Here is a 20080-nt window from a genome sequence, read left to right on the forward strand (position 1 = left end):
CCTGAACAGGGGCCTTTTGCCTGCGTGGCAGTTTGCTCAGAAGCGATAGCCGACGCTGAGCTGCACGTCTTCTTCGGTGCCCGGATAGATAGACTTATTGCCCGGATTCCACTGGCTGTAGAGGGCAAAACTGTCGTAGCGCTTGCCGGTCAGGTTGTTGATCCGCAGCTTGCTGACGAAGCCCTGGTGCTCATAGCTCAGGGCGGCGTTGAATAGGGTGTAGCCACCTTCGCGCGGCAACTGCGGGGCGTCATCGCTGGAGAGGTAGCGCGCGCCGGTGTGCACGGCTTCGAGGTAGCCCTTGAGGCCAGGCAGGATCTCGTAGTGGAGGTAGGCGCTGGCGCCGTGGCGGGAAACCCAGGGCACTTCGTTGCCCTCGAAGCTGCCAGCGCGGTATTCCGAGTCGGTGAAGGTGTACTGGCCGCCAATGATCAGTTTGTCGTTCAACTGGCGGCGCGCCTCCAGCAGCAGACCGTCGCGGCGGGTCTTGTCGAGGTTGATGTTGGCGCCGGTGGCGAATGCATCCCAGGGCCGCGGGTTGGCGATGGCCGCGTCGTACATCAGCTCGTCTTCCAGATCCAGGCGGTACAAGGTGGCCTGGTAGCTCTGGACGTTGTCGCGCCATTCGATGCCGGTTTCCCAGGAAATGCCGGTCTGCGGTTTGAGGAAGGTCACGTCGGGCAGGACGAAGCCATTCTCGTCGACGTTGGCCCAGCGCAGCACGTCCTCGCGTTTGATGAACATCCGCGTGTTGGCATCCGCCTGCCAGCTCAGGCCCAGGCTGCTGCTGCCTTCGCGGTCATCATTGCTACGAGCGGCGGAGTGGTCGCGGTCTTCGGCCTTGCTGCTGCGATAGCCCAGGGTCAGGGTCAGGTCCTCGGCCAGTTGCTGGCTGTACTGGCCGTACCAGTCCTTGAGGGTCTGCTTGAAATCGGCGCCCCAGCTGGTCTGGTAGTCGCCGACGATGTAGTCGTGGCCCAACAGCAAGGTGGATGCGCCCAGCGGCGTGTCGAAGCGGCCGGTCAGGCGCGGGCTGACGCTTTCGGTGCGGGTGTCTTGGCTGTAGCGGCCGGGTGCGGCGAAGCTGCCGACACTGTCCTGATCGCTATGGCTGTAGTCGAGGTTGGCGGTCCAGGTCGAACCGAGCGCCTGCTCGAGGGCGAAACGGTGCACCTGGGTCTTGCTGTCGTTCCAGGCTGTGGAGAGGCTCTGTTTGCGATCCTCACGGCGCTGGGCCAGGGTCAGCGAGTCGGGGTGAAGCAGTTCGTCGTCGATGCTCTGGTATTCGTACAGCGCGTGGCCGCTGGCGTGGTCGTAGCGCAGACGGGCGAAGGCGTTGCTGTAGTTGCCGTTGTTGTGATCGCGGTAGTTGTCGGCATTGCGCGTCTCGCCACTGGCGAACAGCGAGAAGCCCGCGCCGAGCTGCTGGCTGACATGCCCGCGATAGGCTTCCAGATCATGGCTGCCACGGCTGGTTTCGAGGTAGGCCTCGTTCTCCAGCGGGGCGCGGGTGACGATGTTGATGACCCCGCCCACGGCCTGGTCGCCGTAGAGCACGGTGCCGGCGCCCCGCACGATCTCGATACGCTCGATGTTGGCCAGCGGCACGCTGTTCAGCGCCGGACCGGCCAGGGTCGGCTGGTTCAGGCGACGGCCGTCGACCAGTACCAGGGTGTTGTTGGTGGCGTTCTCGCCGAAGCCGCGCAGGCTGATCACGGCGCGGTTGCCGTCGCCCATGGTGTCGCGGATCTGCATGCCGGCCTGGGCGCGCAGCAGGTCGAGCAGTGACGTCGCGGCGGTGTCATCGATCTGCTGGCGGTCGATGACCTGGACGCTGGCTGGCGTGGTCTGCGCGATGGGCGTGGCGCGGGTGATCACCAGCGGCGGCAGCTCATGCGAGGCGGTTTCGTCCGTGGCGGACAGGGCAAGGCCGGGCGTCAGGGCGACAGCCAGGGCAAGGCGGGACAGTTTCATGGATCAATCCTCAAAAGGTCGGGAGACTTTTGAGAAGGGCAGGGACAAGCACCGCGCGGCGCGACGCCTGACGGTGATGCCCTCCGCAACACCAGTCGACTCCGCTCAGGGCCGGTCTCCGGGCTTTCGACTGACGGCGGGGCCGTCGTGCATGCCCGCCTTCCCAGGCGGACCCAGTGGCGAGTGGGCATGCAGGCAGATGGTGCCGGTCGATTACCGTTGCGGGGGCAGCGCCGGAATGGCTCGTTGGAGCGCACCGGCTTCCCGTTTAACGCCGTTCGCTAACGGAACGGCGCACCCTGGCGGAAAGAAAAACGCCGCGCACCTTGATGCGCGGCTGTATGAAAAACAAGCGGGTTCGCTTCGTGTCGCGATGAGCGCTGCTCAAGTAAGTCGCCACCTCGCCTGCAGGGGCCAGCTTGCTGGCTTCTACAGGCGGCGATGGGCTTAGGCGGGCAGTTGAGCCAGGCGGGCGCGTATGGCCGCTTCGATGCCGGCTTCGTCGAGGCCGCATTCGGCGAGCATCTGCGCCGGCTTGGCGTGCTCGACGTAGCTGTCTGGCAGGCCTAGGTGCAGTACCGGCTTGAGCAGGTTTTCGCGGGCGAGGAACTCGCTGACCGCGGCACCGGCGCCGCCCATGATGGCGTTTTCCTCAACGGTCACCAGCAGCGCGTGGCTGGCGGCCAGCTCGCGCACCAGGGCTTCGTCCAGGGGTTTGACGAAGCGCATGTCGACCACGGTGGCGTCCAGGGTTTCGCCGACCTTGAGCGCTTCGGTGAGCTGCACGCCGAAGACCAGCAGGGCGGTCTTCTGGCCGCGGCGGCGGACCACGCCCTTGCCGATTTCCAGGGATTCCAGCGCCGGCTCGATCGGTGTGTTCGGGCCGCTGCCGCGCGGGTAACGCACCGCCGCCGGACCGTCGAAGTGGTAGCCGGTGGTGAGCATCTGGCGCAGTTCGTTCTCGTCGCTCGGGGTCATCACCAGCATGCCGGGGATGCAGCGCAGGTAGGAGATGTCGAAGCTGCCGGCGTGGGTCGGGCCGTCTTCGCCGACCAGGCCGGCGCGGTCGATGGCGAACAGTACGTCGAGGTGCTGCACGGCCACGTCGTGGATCAGCTGGTCGTAGGCACGCTGAAGGAAGGTCGAGTAGATCGCCACCACCGGCTTGGCGCCGTCGCAGGCCAGGCCCGCGGCCAGGGTCACCGCGTGCTGCTCGGCGATGGCCACGTCGAAGTAGCGCTCGGGGAAGCGCTCGGCGAAGGCCACCAGGTCGGAGCCTTCCTTCATCGCCGGGGTGATGCCGACCAGGCGCTCGTCGGCGGCAGCCATGTCGCACAGCCACTGGCCGAACACGCTGGAATACTTCGGCCCGCTGGCCACCTTGGGCGTGACCTTGGCCTTCAGCGGCTCGAGCTTGGTGATCGCGTGGTAGCCGATCGGGTCGAGTTCGGCCGGGGCGAAGCCCTTGCCTTTCTTGGTGATCACATGCAGGAACTGCGGGCCTTCCAGGTCGCGCATGTTGCGCAGGGTGGCCAGCAGGGTCGGCAGGTCATGGCCGTCGATAGGGCCGATGTAGTTCCAGCCAAGCTCCTCGAAGAGCGTGCCGGAAACCAGCATGCCCTTGGCGTGCTCTTCGGTCTTGCGCGCGATTTCCCAGGCGCCGGGCAGCTTGGACAGGACCTTCTTGCTGCCTTCGCGCATGTTGGCGTAGGTGCGGCTGGAGAGGATCTTGGCCAGGTAGTTGGACAGGCCGCCGACGTTCTTGGAGATCGACATGTCGTTGTCGTTGAGCACCACGAGCATGTTGGCCTTGACGTCGGAGGCGTGGTTCAGCGCCTCGAAGGCCATGCCGGCGGTCATCGCGCCGTCGCCGATCACCGCCACCGACTTGCGCTTGCTGCCCTGCATGCGCGCGGCGATGGCCATGCCCAGGGCCGCGCTGATGCTGGTGCTGGAGTGGCCGACGCCGAAGGTGTCGTATTCACTCTCGCTGCGGCGCGGGAAGGCGGCCAGGCCGTCCTTCTGGCGCAGGCTGGCCATGCGCTCGCGGCGACCGGTGAGGATCTTGTGCGGGTAGGCCTGATGGCCGACGTCCCAGACCAGGCGGTCGTCCGGGGTGTCGAAGACGTAGTGCAGGGCAATCGTCAATTCGATCACGCCCAGGCCGGCGCCGAAGTGCCCGCCGCTCTGGCCGACGCTGTACAGCAGGTACTGGCGCAGCTCGTCGGCGAGGGTTTCCAGCTCGGTTTCCGCCAGGCGACGCAGGCCGACCGGCGTGTCGGCGCGGTCGAGCAGAGGCGTGAGGGGGCGCTCGCGGGGGATCTCGTGGAACGTCGTTGGCATCAGGCGAATCGTTATAGGTATTAAAAGATGCGGCAGTTTACCTGATGCGTCCTGAGCTGCCCAATCAGGGTGCGCGACCGGCTGCCGCGGCTTACCAGGTGTCGACGAATGGCCGCTTCTTGCCCTCCCGCACAGGCGCGCGCGGCGCGGCGTTGAGCCCACGCAGCAACCAGGCGCGGGTATCCAGCGGGTCGATCACCGCATCGATCTCCAGGTAGCTGGCCATGTTCAGTCCTTTACCGTTCTGGTAGGCCTTGGCCACCAGCTTGTCGAACAGGCGCTGGCGCGTGGCATCGTCCGGCTGGGCTGCCAGTTCCTTGGCGAAGCCCAGGCGCACCGCGCCCTCCAGGCCCATGGCGCCGAATTCGCCGCTGGGCCAGGCGATGGTGAACAGCGGCGAATGGAAGCTGCCGGCGGCCATCGCCTGGGCGCCGAGGCCGTAGCCCTTGCGCAGGACCACGGTGAAGAACGGCACGCTGAGGCTGGCGGCGGCGACGAACATGCGCGAGACGTGGCGCACCGTGGCCTGTTTCTCCGCTTCCGGGCCGACCATGAAGCCGGGGGTGTCGCACAGCGAGACCATGGGGATGTCGAAGGCGTCGCACAGCTGCATGAAGCGCGCAGCCTTGTCGCCGGCCACCGCGTCGATGGCGCCGCCCAGATGAGCGGGGTTGTTGGCGATCAGGCCGAACGGCTGGCCTTCGATGCGGATGAATGCGGTGATCAGCCCCGGGGCGAACTGGCGGCGCAGCTCCAGCACGCTGCCGGCGTCGGCCAGGGTGGCGATGACCTGGCGGATGTCGTAGACGCGCAGGCGGTTTTCCGGGATCAGGTGGCGCAGCTCGCGCTGGTCGGCGCACTCCCAGTCGGCCAGCGGTCCCTGGAAGTACGACAGGTACTGCTTGGCCACCGCCACGGCTGCGGTTTCGTCCTCGACCAGTACGTCGATCACCCCATTGGGGCCCTGCACGCTGGTCGGGCCGACCTGTTCCGGGGTGAAGCTGCCGAGGCCGCCGCCTTCGATCATCGCCGGGCCGGCCATGCCGACGGTGGCGTCCTTGGCCGCGATGATCACGTCGCAGCAGCCGAGCAGCGCGGCGTTACCGGCGAAGCAGCGGCCAGAAACGATCCCTACTGTAGGGACCAGGCCGGATAGCCTGGCCATGCCGATGAAGGTGTGGCAGTCGAGCCCGGCGACGCCGACGAAATCGGTGTCGCCGGGGCGGCCGCCGCCGCCCTCGGCGAACAGCACCAGCGGCAGGCGCCACTGTTCGACGAGGCCGAGCATGCGGTCGGTCTTCTTGTGGTTGATCACGCCCTGGGTGCCGGCGAACACCGTGTAGTCGTAGGCGATGGTCATGCAGCGTGCGGCCTGGCTGCCGAATTGCGTGGCGTTGACGGTGCCGATGCCGGCGATCAGGCCATCCGCGGGGCTCAGTTCCAGCAGCTCCTCGGCGGAGCGGCGACGGCGTTGTGCGGCCAGGGCCATGGCGCCGTATTCGATGAAGCTGTCGGCATCGAGCAGGTCGGCGAGGTTCTCGCGCACGGTGCGCTGGCCGGTCTTGCGCCGCTTGGCCACTGCTTGCGGGCGGCGGGCGTCGGTGAGGCGCTCGTGGCGTTCCAGCACCTCGGCGAGGTCGGCGCGGATGTGCGCCAGGTCCAGGTTCTGTTCGTCCTGCAGGCCGCTGCCATCGACCTCGGCCGGTTCGATGAACAGCAGTGCCTGGCCTTCGCCCAAGGCGTCGCCGGGTTGTGCGGCGATGGCGCGGACGATGCCGCTGTGGCTGGCCTTGACCACGAACTCCATTTTCATCGCCTCGAGCACGGCGACGTTCTGCCCGGCGGCCACGGCGTCACCTTCGGCGACCTCCAGGCAGACCAGCACGCCGGTGCTCGGCGTGTTCAGCGCCAGGGTGCCGGGCGGCGCATCGACACTGGCCCTGGTCTGCTGGCTCGCACCTGGCGCGGCGGCGAAGTACAGGTGCGGGTGGGCCTGTTCGCGCGGCGCGAGCAGGGCGTCCAGCTGTTGCTCGACGAAGCGCGTGCTGACTTGGTTGGTCTGTACCTCGCTGCGTTGCAGCAGGTTCTGCAGCAGGTGCAGGTTGTTCGCCACGCCCTCCAGGCGGAACTCGCAGAGGGCGCGGTAGACGCGGCGCAGCGCGCTCGGGTAGTCGGCGGCGTGGGCGATCAGCTTGGCCAGCAGCGAGTCGTAGCTGGGGCTCACCGGGTAGCCGGCGTAGCCGTAGCCGTCGACACGCAGGCCGGGGCCGTTGGGCGGCTCGTAGGCGCTCAGGGTACCCACCGCCGGGCGCGTGCTGCCGTCGGCGTGCAGGGTTTCCAGGTTGATCCGTAGCTGCACGGCGCAGCCGTTGAGCGCCGGCGGCTGCAGCAGGCCGAGGTCGGCCAGGGCGGCGCCGGCGAGCAGGCGCAGCTGGGTGTGCAGCAGGTCGACGCCGGTCACCTGTTCGGTGACGGTGTGTTCCACCTGCACCCGCGGGTTGGCTTCCATGAAGTAGAACTGGCCGGGGCGGTCCTCGTCGAGGAGGAACTCGAAGGTGCCGATGCCCTGGTACTTCACCTCGCCGGCCAGCCTCAATGCGCAGGCGATGATCGCTTCGCGCACGCCGGCGTCTAGGCCGGGGCTCGGCGCGATTTCGATCAGTTTCTGGTTGCGTCGCTGCAGGCTGCAGTCGCGCTCCCACAGGTGGCTGACCGCGCCGCTGCCGTCGCCGAGCACCTGCACCTCGATGTGCCGCGCGGCGCCGACCAGTTGCTCGACGTACAGCGCGCCGTTGCCGAACGCTGCCTGCGCTTCGGACTGGCAGCGCGCGTAGGCCTCGGCCAGCTCATCGGCCACCAGTACCGCACGCATGCCACGCCCGCCACCGCCGGCCAGGGCCTTGAGCATCACCGGGCCGTGCTCGGCGCAGAACGCCTGCGCCTGTTCCAGGCTCACTGCCTGGTTCAGGCCGGCGACCAGCGGCACGCCGCAGCGTTCGGCCAGCTGGCGCGCCGCGGCCTTGTCGCCGAACAGCTCCAGCACCTCTGGCGTCGGGCCGATGAAGCGCACACCGGCGGCCGCGCAACGCCGCGCGAACTCGGCGTTCTCGGCGAGAAAACCGTAGCCTGGGTGGATGGCGTCGCAACCCTGGGCGACGGCGATGGCGATCAGTTGGTCCATGTCCAGGTAGGCCGGCACGCCACGGCCCTTGAGGGGCACGGCGAGGTCGGCGCGGCGAGTGTGCAGGCTGGCGCCGTCGTCCTCGGCGAACACGGCGACCGTGCGGACACCCAGGTCATTGCAGGCGCGGGCGATGCGGATGGCGATTTCGCCGCGGTTGGCGATCAGCAGGGCTTGGAACATGGGCTCACTCACTCGATGGGGTGGAAGGCAGCGGCGGCAGTTCGCGCTGCAGACGTATCAGGGTTACGGCCAGTTGCCGGTACAGCGCGCTCCAGGCGCAAAGGGTCGCCGCAGGCACGCGGTCGCCCAGAATGGCGTGCAGGGCATCCTGCAGGGCACTGCCGAGCATGTCGAAGTGCGCTTCCTGCAGGCCGATGCGCTGGTGCACGCGGGCAATCCGCGGTGCGTGCTGCAGGAAGGGGCCGAGGTCGTCGGCGTTGGCCGCGTAGCTGGCCACGACTGCGGCCAGAGGCGGAAAGTCGGCCCGCTGCAGCAGCGCGTGGGCCGCAGGGTGGCGCTCGGCCAGAGTGGCGTAGAGCCGCTGGTTGATCGCTGCGCCATGGGCCTTGAGCAGCGGCACACTGTGCTTGACCAGGCTGGCGGCCTGGGCGTCGAGGGCCGTGCTCATGCTGGCTGCAGCCAGTGTTCGAGCTCGTTCTTCTTCACCTTGCCGGTGGCGGTCATCGGCAGGGCGTCGACGATGCGGATCTCCGGCACCTTGTAGCTGGCCATCGCCTCCTTGCACCAGGCGACCAGGCTCTCGGGCGTTTCACCGCTGTCGGCCTTGAGCACGACGAAGGCCACCGGGGTCTGCCCGCGCTGTTCGTCGGCGCGGCCGATCACGGCGCTGGCGAGCAGGGCAGGGTGCTGGCCGAGCAGGGCTTCCAGCTCGCTGGGGAACACGCTCATGCCGTTGACCTTGAGCATTTCCTTGCGCCGGCCGAGGTAGCGGATGAAGCCCTGTTCGGTGATCTGGCCGAGGTCGCCGGTGTGCAGCCAGCCATCGCGCAGCGCCGCGGCGGATTCCTCCGGGCGTTGCCAGTAGCCATGCAGCAGCGAGGGGCTGCGCACGCACAGCTCGCCCTCGCTGCCCAGGGGCAGCAGCTCGCCGCTGCCGAAGTCGCAAACCTTGAAGGCCGTGCCCGGCACCGGCAGGCCAACGAAGGTCGGCGCGCTGGTGAGGTCGAAGTCGTCGTCCTGTAGGCCGGCGGTGAAGGTGTCGCAGGTGTGGGTTTCGGTCATGCCGAAGCTGAACTCGAACAGCGTGCAGCCGGTGAGCTGGCGCCAGCGGGCGCGGTAGTCGCGGGTCAGCTTCTTGATGAAGGAGATGCTGCCGGTCTTGCGCAGCGAGCTGAAGTCATGGCGGCTCGCCTGCGGGTGGTCGAGCACCTCGGCAGCGCTGTCGACCAGCAGGCCGCAGTGGCTGACCCGGTAATGCTGCACGGCCGCCATGAACGCGCTGGCGTCCCAGCGTGCCAGCAGCACCAGGCGGCAGCCGGCGAACACCGGGAACAGCAGGCCGGCGTTTTCCCCGGCGATCCAGAACTCCGGCAGGAAGTTGAGCATCACGCTATCGCGCTGCAGGTCGAGCGCCACCGGCAGAAAGCTGGCGCAGGTGTAGAGCATGTCGCCGTGGGTGTGCACGCAGCCCTTGGGCAGGCCGGTGGTGCCGCCGGTGTAGTTGAGCGCGGCGATGTCGTCGAGCTGCGGACGGTGTGCCGGGACTGGCGCCTGGCAGGCGTGCAGGGCTGGGTAGAAGTCGATGGCGTCGGTGTCGGTGACCTTGGGCGCCTGCAGCAGGTCCGGCACGGGAATGCTTGGCGCGGCCGGGCACAGTTCCGACAGGCTGGTGGCCAGCACATGGCTGAGCTGGCACTCCTCGCGCACTGCCTGCACCACCGGTAGCAGCTGGTCGAAGCAGAGCACCACGCGCGCCCCGCTGTCGCGCAACTGGTAGCTCAGTTCCAGTCCTTTCGACAGCGGGCTGACCGGTGCATACACCGCGCCGCACTTGAGGATGGCGTAGAAGGCGATGTGCAGTTGCGGGCAGTTGGGCATGAACAGGGCGATGCGGTCGCCCGGCACCACGCCCAGTTCGCTGAACAGCGCCGCACAGCGGTCGGAGAGCTGATCCAGCTCGGCGTAGCTGAGGCTGTGGCCGTAGAAGTCCAGGGCCGGGGCGTCGGGCTGCAGCTGGGCCCATGTCCGCAGGTACTCGCCGAGTGGTTGCTGGCCGTGCGGGTACTTCGCTTCACGCGGCGCGGCGGCTGGCCAGGCGGCGCTCTGTAGCGCGGCGAGTTGCTCGAGGTAGATGGCTTGGTTCATGGCGAGCGCCCTGTTGTTCTTGTTGGCGCATCTTAGGCAGCCCGACGCGCGCGGTAGAACTGATGCTTATTCATTGATATCCATGAATGCAATGCATGGATCACGCAGGCCGCGTGGCTGTTAGGCTGAACGAATCGACAGGCAAGGTGCATAACCATGAATCAACCACATGAATGGTCGGCATTGGGGCGTATCGACCTGAACCTGTTCCGCGTGTTCGAGGTGATCTACCGCGAGCGCAACCTGACCCGCGCCGCGGTGGTCCTCAGCCTCAGTCAGTCGGCGGTGAGCCATGCATTGAACCGCCTGCGCGAGCAGCTGGGTGACCCGCTGTTCGTGCGCGAGGGCCGCGGGGTGGCGCCAACGCCCCTGGCCAGGCAGCTGGCGCCCGGCATCGAGGATGCCCTGAGCGGGCTGTTGCGCAGCGTCAGCCGTGGGCAGCGCTTCGACCCGCTGCGCGACCGGCGGACCTTCAGCCTGAACATGCCGGAACAGATGGAGCCGGTGGTGCTGCCGATGCTGATCGCGCACCTGCAGCGTGTCGCGCCGCAACTGGAGGTGCGCAGCAGCAGCGTGCACTGGGCCGAGCTGAAGCGCGAGCTGCTGGCCGGGCGCATCGACCTGGCCATCGAGATCGCCCGCCCGACCGATGCCGAGTTGCGCCAGCAGATGCTGCGCCAGGACCCGCTCTGCGTGGTGGCCGGCCCGGGCTTCAGCGGCGAGTTGACGGTGGAGCGCTACCTGGCGGCCGAGCACGTGGCCGTGACCTCCTGGCGTCGCGGCATCTGTGTCGAAGACCTGGCCCTGGGGCACATGGGGCTGGTGCGCCAGGTGCGCCAGCGCTGCCAGAACTACCTGTCGGCGGTGCAGCTGGTGGCGCAGGGCGAACGCCTGCTGACCATGCCGCGGCAGTACGCCGAGCTGATCAACAGCGGGCTGCCCAACCGGCTGCTGGCGCTGCCCCTGGCGCTGCCGCCGGTGACCTTGAACCTGTACTGGGCGCGCGAGGCCGAGAACGAGGTCGGCAACCGCTGGCTGCGCGACCAGTTGCTGCAGTTGGCGACCGCCAGACCCTAGGACGTGTCCGGCGTTAGCGCGAGGACGCCGCCGTCAGGTGTCGGGCGATGGCCCGGCGCAGCGGCGTGGCACCTTGGGCCAGGCGCAGGCTGGCGTTGCGCAGCAGGCGCGAGGGCGCGCGGTCGTCGGTGTACAGGCCGACCAGCAGATTGGTCGCCTGGTACAGCGGCCAGCTCGCCAGGTGTTGGGCGCGTGCGTAGCGTTGCAGGTGCGCGGCGGCGCCGATGTCCTGGCCGAGGTTGTCGGCGCGCAGCACGGCGTCGGCCAGGCGGCGCTGGCTGAGCAGGCCGAAGTTGAAGCCGTGGGCGGTGACCGGGTGCATGCCCACCGCGGCATCGCCGACCAGCGCGCAGCGCGGCCCGGCGAAACGCTCGGCGTAGACCCCGATCAGCGGGTAGCTGTGGCGGCTGCCAATCAGCTGCATGGCGCCCAGGCGGTGGTCGAAGCGCCGTTCCATCTCGCGGGCGAACGCGCCTTCGTCGAGCGCCAGCAGGGCGTCGATCTGCTGCTGCGGCAATGTCAGCACCGCCGAGCTGCAGCGCTCGTTGAGCGGCAGCAGCGCCAGGGTCTGGCCGTAGCCGAACCATTCCCACGCGGTCTGCTGATGGTCGCGTTCGTGGCGCATGCGGCAGACCAGCATGGTCTTGCCGAAATCCTTGCTGTGCGCGCCGATGCCCAGGCGCCGGCGGGTTTCCGAGAAGCGGCTGTCGGCGGCGACCAGCAGGCGCGCCTGCAGCTCACGGCCATCCTGCAGGCGCAGGTGCACGCCGTGATCGTCGATGCGCAGGTCGTCCAGTTGGCAGTCATCGAGCAGCTGCACGTCGGTGCATTCGGCGACGGCCTCGAAGGCGGCGCGGCGGATCGCCTGGTTGGCGACCAGATGGCCGAGGCGCTGCTGGCCGACCTGGGCAGCCTGGATGCGCAGGGCGAACAGTGACGGGCCGTTGAACACCTGGGCGTCGCGCAGCGGGGCGATATCGGCCGGGGCGATGCGTTGCCACAGGCCGAGGCGCTGCAGTTCCTGGTGCGACGCATGGGTCAGGGCAATCTCGCGGCCGTCGAAGGCGGGCTCGGCGAGCTGGGCGCGCGGCTGGCGTTCGACCAGGGCGATGTTCAGCCCCTGGCCGGACAGCGCGCGGGCCAGGCACAGACCGGCCGGTCCGGCGCCGACGATGACGATATCCACATTCATGGGGCGACACTCCTGCCTGGGACGATGGCCGGAGTCTAGAGGGCGAGCGGGGCGCAGTTATTGCCCGAGATCATGCTGAGTCGTTGCGCGGTAGAGGCGGAGCGCCCGATTTATACGTGGAGAGAACCCGTTTGTCGGCATGCGCCGCGCACCAGCCCGGTGCGGTGCCTGGCTGCGCATGGTCGGCGTGCAGAATGGCCGGGGAGCTAACCTCGGCTCAATTCCGCCGTTCGACGATATAGCGCGCCAGTTCGCGCAGCGGCTCGGCACGTTCGCCGAAGGGGCGCAGGCTGTGCAGGGCCAGGTCGCGCAGCTCCAGGGCATAGGCCTTGGCCTGCTCTAAGCCGAGCAGGGCCGGGTAGGTCGGCTTGGCGTGAGCCTGGTCCTTGCCCTGGGTCTTGCCCAGGGTGGCGGTGTCGCTTTCCACGTCGAGGATGTCGTCCTGCACCTGGAACGCCAGGCCGATGGCTTGGGCGTACTGCTGCAGCGAACGCAGCGCTGCCTCGTCGGCATTGCCACTGGCCAGGGCGCCGAGCTGCACGCTGGCTTCGATCAGCGCGCCGGTCTTGTGCCGGTGCATGGTCTCCAGGGCCTGCTGGTCGAGCTGGCGTCCCACCGATTCGAGGTCGATGGCCTGGCCACCGACCATCCCGGCCGGGCCGGCGGCACGCGCCAGGCCCATGACCATGGACAGGCGCAGATTGGCGTCCTGCGGATTGCGCCGCGGGTCGGCGAGCACTTCGAAGGCCAGGCTCTGCAGGCCGTCGCCGGCGAGGATCGCACAGGCTTCGTCGTAGGCCTTGTGGGTGGTCGGTTTGCCGCGGCGCAGGTCGTCGTCATCCATCGCCGGCAGGTCGTCGTGCACCAGCGAGTAGGCGTGGATCAGCTCCACCGCGCAGGCGGCGCCGTCGGCACGGTCGAGATTGCCGTCGAGGGCTTCGCAGGCGGCGTACACCAGCAGTGGGCGCACGCGCTTGCCGCCGCCGGCGACGCTGTAGTGCATGGCCTGGTAGATGCGCGCCAGCTCACTGCGCGGGGCATCGAAGAGGCTGGCCAGTTGCGTGTCGACCCGCTCCTGGGCGCGCTGCATGTAGGCCGCGATCATGCCTGCTGGTCCGCATCGAAGGGGGCTTCCTCCAGTTCGCCGTCACGCTCGAGAAGAATCTGCACCTTCTGCTCGGCCTGGGCCAGCGAGGCCTGGCAGTCGCGAGTCAGGCGGATGCCCTGCTCGAAGGCGGTCAGCGAGTCTTCCAGCGACAGCTCGCCGCCTTCCAGGCGCTCGACCAGTGTCTGCAGGTCGGCGAGGGATTGTTCGAAGTCGACGGCGGCTTTCTTGCGGGCCATGGGCACGGGTCTCGGAGGCTCTGGAAAGGGCGCGGCATCCGTGGATGCCGCAGATGTGGGGCGTGACGGTCAGAAGCGCAGCACGTCGCCGCTGCTGCGCGCCGGCGCGACCATCGGGATGTTCGGTTGCGGGCGCTGTGCCGGCTTGGCGGGGCGCGAGGCCGGTTGCACCGGTTTCGGCGCTTCGGCCAGTGGCTGGCCGCGCAGTGGTTCGATGGCGGCGGCGAGCTGGTCGGTGAGCTGGCGCAACAGCACGCTCTGTGCCTGCACCTGGGCCGCCGGGCTGCCGGTGTGGGCCTGTTGCAGGCGCAGCAGCTGGCTGTCACGCAGACGGCCGCCGCGGTCGAGCAGGCGCCACTGGGCTTCCAGCACGGCCGGGTGCTGCGGACCGGAATCCAGGCGGCTGATGGTCAGCAGAACCTGGACGTCGGGAGTGAAGCCGGGGTTGGCCGGGGCCAGCACCATGCGTTGGCTGTCGAGTTGCGCGGCAAGCTGGCGCAGCAGCAGCTGGTCGATGTCCGAGGCCAGGCTACCGGCCCAGCGCGCATCGTCGGCGGGCACCAGGCTGCCATCGGCCTGGCGTTGCAGGAAGGCTTCGCGCTGCAGGTAGTCGGCGATGGACACCGGACCGAGCAGCACGGCGAGGCCTTGCTCTTGTTTGGGTACTTCCGGACTGCCGCTGTCGAGTTGGTACAGCGGCACCGCCTGGTGCGTCGTGCAACCGGCCAGGCCGAGCAGGCCAGTCAGCAGCAGAACAGCGGGGAGGCGTAACACAGTCATCATTTCACCCTGTGGGCCGCGGGTGGCGGCCGGCAGTCAGACGCGGACCTGCAGTGGCAGGCCCTGCGGCCGTCTATCATCCGTCAAAGCGCCGCCGGACTCCAGCCCGAGGCGCTCTATGGCGCTGGCCGTCAGGCTTCCACCAGCAGCGCGTCGACGCGCTGGAAGCCCCGTGGCAGCTTGTTGCCGCGCCGTCCGCGTTCGCCCTTGTAGTGCTCCAGGTCGTCCGGTTTAAGCGACAGAGTGCGCTTGCCGGCCTGCAGCACCAGGGTCGCGCCGGCTGGCAGGACGGCCAGGTCGGTGAGGTATTCCTCGCGACTGGCGACCCGCTCGCCGGGGATGCCGATGATCTTGTTGCCCTTGCCTTTGCCCAGTTGCGGCAGGTCGGCGACCTTGAACAGCAGCAGGCGGCCTTCGGTGGTCACCGCGGCCAGCCAGTCTTCCTCGCGGTTGGCCAGCGGCTTGGGTGGCACCACCAGGGCGCCGGTAGGCAGGGTGAGCAGGGCCTTGCCGGCCTTGTTCTTGGCCTGCAGGTCCTCGCCCTTGACCACGAAGCCGTAGCCGGCGTCCGAGGCGATCACGTACAGCGCGTTGTCGTCCGGCAGCAGCACGCAGTCGAAGGTCGCGCCCGGTGGCGGTTGCAGGCGACCGGTGAGCGGTTCGCCCTGGCCGCGTGCCGACGGCAGCGTGTGGGCGGCCAGCGAGTAGCTGCGCCCGGTGGAGTCGATGAACACCGCGTACTGGTTCGAGCGCCCCGGTGCCGAGGTCTTGAAGCCGTCGCCGGCCTTGTACGACAGGCCGGTGGCGTCGATGTCGTGGCCCTTGGCACAGCGCACCCAGCCTTTTTCCGAGAGCACCACGGTGACCGGTTCGGTCGGCATCAGCTCGTTTTCGGACAGGGCCTTGGCTTCGGCGCGGGCAACGATCGGCGAGCGGCGGTCGTCGCCGTACTTCTCGGCGTCGTCGAGGATTTCCTGGCGCACCAGCTTCTTCAGCTTGGTTTCGCTGCCGAGCAGGGCCAGCAGCTTGGCGCGCTCCTTGGCCAGCTCGTCCTGCTCGCCGCGGATCTTCATCTCTTCCAGGCGCGCCAGCTGACGCAGGCGGGTGTCGAGGATGTAGTCGGCCTGGATCTCGGTGAGGCCGAAGCGCTCCATCAGCACCGGCTTGGGCGAGTCTTCGGTGCGGATGATATGGATCACTTCATCCAGGTTGAGGAAGGCCGCGAGCAAGCCTTCCAACAGGTGCAGGCGCTTCTCGACCTTGTCCAGGCGGAACTGCAGGCGGCGGCGCACGGTGCCGACGCGGTACACCAGCCATTCGGTGAGCAGGGTGCGCAGGTCCTTCACCGACGGCTTGCCGTCGAGACCGATGACGTTGGTGTTGACCCGGTAGCTGGATTCCAGCTCGGTGGTGGCGAACAGGTGCTGCATCAGCTCATCGGCATCCACGCGGTTGGAGCGCGGGATGATGACGATGCGGCAGGGGTGCTCATGGTCCGATTCGTCGCGCAGGTCGGCGACCATCGGCAGCTTCTTGGCCTGCATTTGCGCGGCGATCTGCTCCAGCACTTTGGCTCCGGAGACCTGGTGCGGCAGGGCGGTGACCACGATGTCGCCGTCCTCGACGCGGTACACGGCGCGCATGCGCACCGAGCCCTTGCCGGTCTCGTAGATCTTCAGCAGGTCAGCACGCGGGGTGATGACTTCCGCCTCGGTGGGAAAGTCCGGGCCGAGGATGTGCTCGCAGAGCTGCTCGACCGTGGCGTTCGGCTCGTCCAGCAGGCGTACGCAGGCGCTGGCGACTTCGCGCAGGTTGTGCGGCGGCACGTCGGTGGCCATGCCCACGGCGATGCCGGTGGTGCCGTTGAGCAGGATGTTCGGCAGGCGCGCCGGCAGGGTGGCCGGCTCGTCGAGGGTGCCGTCGAAGTTCGGCACCCAGTCCACGGTGCCCTGGCCCAGCTCGCTGAGCAGCACTTCCGAATAGCGCGACAGGCGCGCCTCGGTGTAGCGCATGGCGGCGAAGGACTTGGGATCGTCCGGCGCACCCCAGTTGCCCTGGCCGTCGACCAGGGTGTAGCGGTAGCTGAACGGCTGCGCCATCAGCACCATGGCTTCGTAGCAGGCGCTGTCGCCGTGCGGGTGGAACTTGCCGAGCACGTCACCGACGGTACGCGCCGATTTCTTGTGCTTGGAGTCGGCGTCCAGGCCCAGCTCGCTCATGGCGTAGACGATGCGCCGCTGCACGGGCTTCAAGCCGTCGCCGATATGCGGCAGGGCGCGGTCCATGATCACGTACATGGAGTAGTTGAGATAAGCCTGCTCGGTGAAGTCGGCAAGGGACCGACGTTCCACGCCTTCCAGGCTCAAATCGAGGGAGTCGCTCATGCGTGCCTCAGGGTCATTTCAGTGAAGTCGATTGGCGCAGCACCAGGGTGCCGCCCTTTTGAGTGAATTCGAGTTGCTTGAGGGCGCTCATGCCGAGCAGCACCTCGTCGCCATCCATACCGGGGGCGATCAGCGCGGCCACGTCGTGCAGCTGGATGTCGCCAAGCTGCAGGCTGTTCAGGCGCGTGCGGTAGCCGGTGGATTGGCCGTTGGCGGTGCTCAGGGTGATCGGCGCGCCGCGCTTGAGCCCCAGTTCGTCGGCGAGGCCGGCGGGAATCGCCACGGCACTGGCGCCGGTGTCGAGGAGGAAGGTCACGGTGTCGCCGTTGATCTGTCCGTCGAGCAAATAGTGGCCGCCGCGGCCGCTGGCCAGGCGCACTTCGATGAAGTCCGTGCCGTGCACCGATTGCGGCTGCTGGTTGGGGTTGGCCTGGCGGTCTTCCCACTTGCCGAAGAAGTGCGTGGCCAGCAGCAGGCCGGCGCCCCAGGCGAGCACCAGCATCACGCGGCCGGCGCGTTTGCCGGCTGGCTGGGCGTCGCTCATGGTGCGCTCCAGCCGCCTTTCGGCGCGGCAAAGTGCCAGAGGATCGGGCGGCGCTCGCCATCACCGCGGGCGGTGTCGTTGCCATTGTCGGCGCCCAGCCATACGCCGTCGACCTTTAGGGCCATGGCCTCGACGACACCATAGTCGAACGGGTAGCGCCGCTCCTCGGTGAGCACGCTGGCGGCGAACGACCAGCATTTTTCCTTCTTGCCGTCGTTCAGGCTGCGCCGGCAGATACGGTGGGCGCCGCGTTCGAGGGTGAACAGCTTGTTGTCGAAAAAGGCCAGGTCGGAGAAGTCGCGCGGGCTGCTGCGGGTGTTGTCTGCAAGAGGCAACGAGGGCTCGACGCCCCCCTGGGATAGCAATACGCAGCCGCCGGTGCAGGTCCAGCTGCCTTTCTTCCTGTGCAGCACGAGGATGCCGCGGCGTTGCTGCTCGGCCGCCAGCCACAAACGCTCGCCGGCCGGGTCGACGGCGATGCCTTCGAGCAGCGCGTTGAAGTGCAGCAGCATGCCGCTGGCGCGCGCCTGGCGCACCAGGCTCGGCGGTAGGTTGAGCCAGTTGGCGCTGCCGCTGGGCGTGATCTGCAAGACGGCCGCGTGGGATTCGCTGACCAGGTAGCGGTTGCCGGCGCTGTCGCAGCTCAGGCCTTCGAAATCCAGTTCACCACCGCGCACCATGCCGGCGACCCAGGCGCGCATGCGCAGGCCCCAGGGTAATCCGCTGGGCGGCGGTGGCTGGGCATCGAAGCGCTCGGCCACGGCCTCAAAGGTGCCAGCCTGGGGTGTCAGGCGGTAGACCATGGCATCGTCGCGATCGGACACGGCCAGCAGTTCACCGGCACAATGCGCCAGGCCGGAGAGGTTGCCGCCGAACATGCCGTCGACCGGATGCTCGGTCAGCAGCTTCAGCTCCACAGGCGGTGCGTCCACAGCCTCTGCAGCATGTAGCGAAGCGCTCAACAGCAGGCCGAACAGCAGGGCGCTCACCCTCACGCGAGGACCTCGGCGAGGTTGCCCTTGGCTTCCAGCCAGCTCTTGCGGTCACCGGCGCGTTTCTTCGCCAGCAGCATGTCCATGATCTCCAGCGTGCCCTCGAAGTCTTCCAGGGTCAGCTGCACCAGGCGCCGGGTATTCGGGTCCATGGTGGTCTCGCGCAGTTGCGGCGGGTTCATTTCACCCAGGCCTTTGAAGCGGGTGACCTGCGGCTTGCCGCGGCGTTTCTCGGCGACCAGGCGATCGAGGATGCCGTCGCGCTCGGCGTCGTCGAGGGCGTAGAAGATTTCCTTGCCCAGGTCGATGCGGTACAGCGGCGGCATGGCGACGTAGACGTGGCCGGCATCCACCAGCGGGCGGAAGTGGCGGACGAACAGGGCGCAGATCAGCGTGGCGATGTGCAGGCCGTCGGAGTCGGCGTCGGCGAGGATGCACACCTTGCCGTAGCGCAGTTCGCCGAGGTCGGCCGAGCCAGGGTCGACGCCGATGGCCACGGCGATGTTGTGCACTTCCTGGCTGGCCAGCACTTCGCCGCCGTCGACTTCCCAGGTGTTGAGGATCTTCCCGCGCAGCGGCAGGATCGCCTGGAATTCCTTGTCGCGCGCCTGCTTGGCCGAGCCACCGGCGGAGTCACCCTCGACCAGGAACAGTTCGGAGCGCATCGGGTCCTGCCCTGCGCAGTCGGCCAGCTTGCCGGGCAGCGCCGGGCCCTGGGTGATCTTCTTGCGCTCGACCTTCTTGCCGGCCTTGAGGCGGCGCCCGGCGTTGCTGATCGCCAGCTCGGCCAGCGCCAGGCCGGTTTCCGGGTGGGCGTTGAGCCACAGGCTGAAAGCATCCTTGACCACGCCGGAGACGAACGCGGCCGCCTCACGCGAGGACAGGCGCTCCTTGGTCTGCCCGGAGAACTGGGCGTCCTGCATCTTCATCGAGAGGACGAAGGCGATGCGTTCCCAGACGTCTTCCGGCGCCAGCTTGACGCCGCGCGGCAGCAGGTTGCGGAACTCGCAGAACTCGCGCATGGCGTCCAGCAGGCCCTGGCGCAAACCATTGACGTGGGTGCCGCCCTGGGCCGTGGGGATCAGGTTGACGTAGCTTTCCTGCACGCTTTCGCCACCTTCGGGCAGCCACAGCAGGGCCCAGTCGACGGCTTCCTTGTTGCCGGCCAGGCTGCCGACGAAGGGTTCCTCGGGCAGGCGCTGGTATTCGCTCACGGCGTCTACCAGATAGGAGCGCAGGCCGTCTTCATAGAGCCACTCGACCTGCTCACCGCTCGCTTTGTCAGTGAAGCTGACTGCCAGGCCCGGGCAGAGCACGGCCTTGGCCTTGAGCACGTGCTTGAGGCGGCTGACCGAGAACTTGTGCGAGTCGAAGTACTTGGCGTCCGGCCAGAAGTGCACGCTGGTGCCGGTGTTGCGTTTGCCAACCGTACCGACTACGGCCAGGTCGCTGGCCTTGAAGCCGTCGGCGAAGCTCATCTGGTATTCGTTGCCGTCACGCTTGACGGTAACGATCACCTGGGTCGACAGCGCGTTCACTACCGAGATGCCCACGCCGTGCAGGCCGCCGGAGAACTGGTAGTTCTTGTTGGAGAACTTGCCGCCGGCGTGCAGCTTGGTGAGGATCAGCTCGACGCCGGGCACGCCTTCTTCCGGGTGGATGTCCACCGGCATGCCGCGGCCGTCGTCGAGTACTTCCAGCGAGTTGTCCTCGTGGAGGATTACCTGGATCGACTTGGCGTGGCCGGCCAGGGCTTCGTCGACGCTGTTGTCGATGACTTCCTGGGCCAGGTGGTTGGGCCGCGAGGTGTCGGTGTACATCCCCGGGCGCTTGCGCACCGGGTCGAGACCGGAAAGGACTTCAATGGCATCGGCGTTGTAGGAGTTCTGCTGGGCCATGGGATCTCTTGCTGATTCAGTTGGTCTGGGCGCTGGCGGGCTG

14 protein-coding genes and 1 riboswitch are annotated in these 20080 nt (G+C 68.0%); of the genes, 1 reads left to right on the forward strand and 13 read right to left on the reverse strand.

The genetic code is table 11. The annotated features are described in order from the left end of the window. Window positions 1-36: 36 nt before the first annotated feature. From IB229_RS20050 to IB229_RS20070, 5 genes are all read right to left on the reverse strand, one after another. Window positions 37-1974, reverse strand: a complete 1938-nt coding sequence (locus IB229_RS20050) for a TonB-dependent receptor (protein WP_192331705.1) — start codon at window positions 1972-1974, stop codon at window positions 37-39. A gap of 91 nt (window positions 1975-2065) precedes the next feature. Further along, window positions 2066-2291: riboswitch (cobalamin riboswitch) on the reverse strand. 130 nt (window positions 2292-2421) lie between these two features. Continuing rightward, window positions 2422-4317: a 1-deoxy-D-xylulose-5-phosphate synthase gene (dxs, locus tag IB229_RS20055; protein WP_192331706.1), complete on the reverse strand. Its 1896-nt coding sequence runs from the start codon at window positions 4315-4317 to the stop codon at window positions 2422-2424. A 91-nt stretch (window positions 4318-4408) separates the two neighbouring features. Then, on the reverse strand, window positions 4409-7681 hold the full coding sequence (locus IB229_RS20060) for a carboxyl transferase domain-containing protein (protein ID WP_225579271.1): 3273 nt from the start codon (window positions 7679-7681) through the stop codon (window positions 4409-4411). A 4-nt stretch (window positions 7682-7685) separates the two neighbouring features. Further along, on the reverse strand, window positions 7686-8129 hold the full coding sequence (locus IB229_RS20065; protein ID WP_192331708.1) for a globin domain-containing protein: 444 nt from the start codon (window positions 8127-8129) through the stop codon (window positions 7686-7688). After that, entirely contained in the window at window positions 8126-9826 is a 1701-nt protein-coding gene (locus tag IB229_RS20070) for an AMP-binding protein (protein ID WP_192331709.1), read from the reverse strand. Before IB229_RS20070 ends, IB229_RS20065 begins: the two co-directional genes overlap by 4 nt. Window positions 9827-9982: 156 nt before the next feature. Between IB229_RS20070 and IB229_RS20075 the strand changes: the two genes are divergently transcribed. Further along, window positions 9983-10903, forward strand: coding sequence for a LysR family transcriptional regulator (locus IB229_RS20075; protein WP_192331710.1), 921 nt, complete (start codon window positions 9983-9985; stop codon window positions 10901-10903). Between the two features lie 13 nt (window positions 10904-10916). On the opposite strand, the gene ubiM is transcribed toward IB229_RS20075, so the two are convergent. The 8 genes from ubiM to parE all read right to left on the reverse strand — a co-directional run bounded on the left by ubiM (window position 10917) and on the right by parE (window position 20037). Then, window positions 10917-12095, reverse strand: coding sequence for a 5-demethoxyubiquinol-8 5-hydroxylase UbiM (gene ubiM, locus IB229_RS20080; RefSeq protein ID WP_192331711.1), 1179 nt, complete (start codon window positions 12093-12095; stop codon window positions 10917-10919). 217 nt (window positions 12096-12312) lie between these two features. Beyond that, complete coding sequence (gene ispA, locus IB229_RS20085) at window positions 12313-13200, reverse strand: (2E,6E)-farnesyl diphosphate synthase (RefSeq protein WP_192331712.1); 888 nt, start codon at window positions 13198-13200, stop codon at window positions 12313-12315. After that, complete coding sequence (locus IB229_RS20090; protein ID WP_192331713.1) at window positions 13197-13439, reverse strand: exodeoxyribonuclease VII small subunit; 243 nt, start codon at window positions 13437-13439, stop codon at window positions 13197-13199. The genes ispA and IB229_RS20090 overlap by 4 nt, the downstream gene beginning before the upstream one ends. Before the next feature lie 69 nt (window positions 13440-13508). Further along, window positions 13509-14219: a membrane integrity-associated transporter subunit PqiC gene (locus tag IB229_RS20095; RefSeq protein WP_192331714.1), complete on the reverse strand. Its 711-nt coding sequence runs from the start codon at window positions 14217-14219 to the stop codon at window positions 13509-13511. 131 nt (window positions 14220-14350) lie between these two features. Continuing rightward, window positions 14351-16603 carry a DNA topoisomerase IV subunit A gene (parC, locus tag IB229_RS20100; protein ID WP_192331715.1) on the reverse strand — a complete coding sequence of 751 codons (2253 nt, stop codon included), beginning with the start codon at window positions 16601-16603 and terminating at the stop codon, window positions 14351-14353. Window positions 16604-16616: 13 nt separating this feature from the next. After that, complete coding sequence (locus IB229_RS20105; protein ID WP_192331716.1) at window positions 16617-17147, reverse strand: TIGR02281 family clan AA aspartic protease; 531 nt, start codon at window positions 17145-17147, stop codon at window positions 16617-16619. Then, on the reverse strand, window positions 17144-18142 hold the full coding sequence (locus IB229_RS20110; protein WP_412547808.1) for an esterase-like activity of phytase family protein: 999 nt from the start codon (window positions 18140-18142) through the stop codon (window positions 17144-17146). Before IB229_RS20110 ends, IB229_RS20105 begins: the two co-directional genes overlap by 4 nt. Continuing rightward, window positions 18139-20037: a DNA topoisomerase IV subunit B gene (parE, locus tag IB229_RS20115; protein WP_192331717.1), complete on the reverse strand. Its 1899-nt coding sequence runs from the start codon at window positions 20035-20037 to the stop codon at window positions 18139-18141. Before parE ends, IB229_RS20110 begins: the two co-directional genes overlap by 4 nt. Window positions 20038-20080: the final 43 nt, after the last annotated feature.

Source organism: Pseudomonas sp. PDM14, from assembly GCF_014851905.1.
GTDB lineage: Bacteria > Pseudomonadota > Gammaproteobacteria > Pseudomonadales > Pseudomonadaceae > Aquipseudomonas.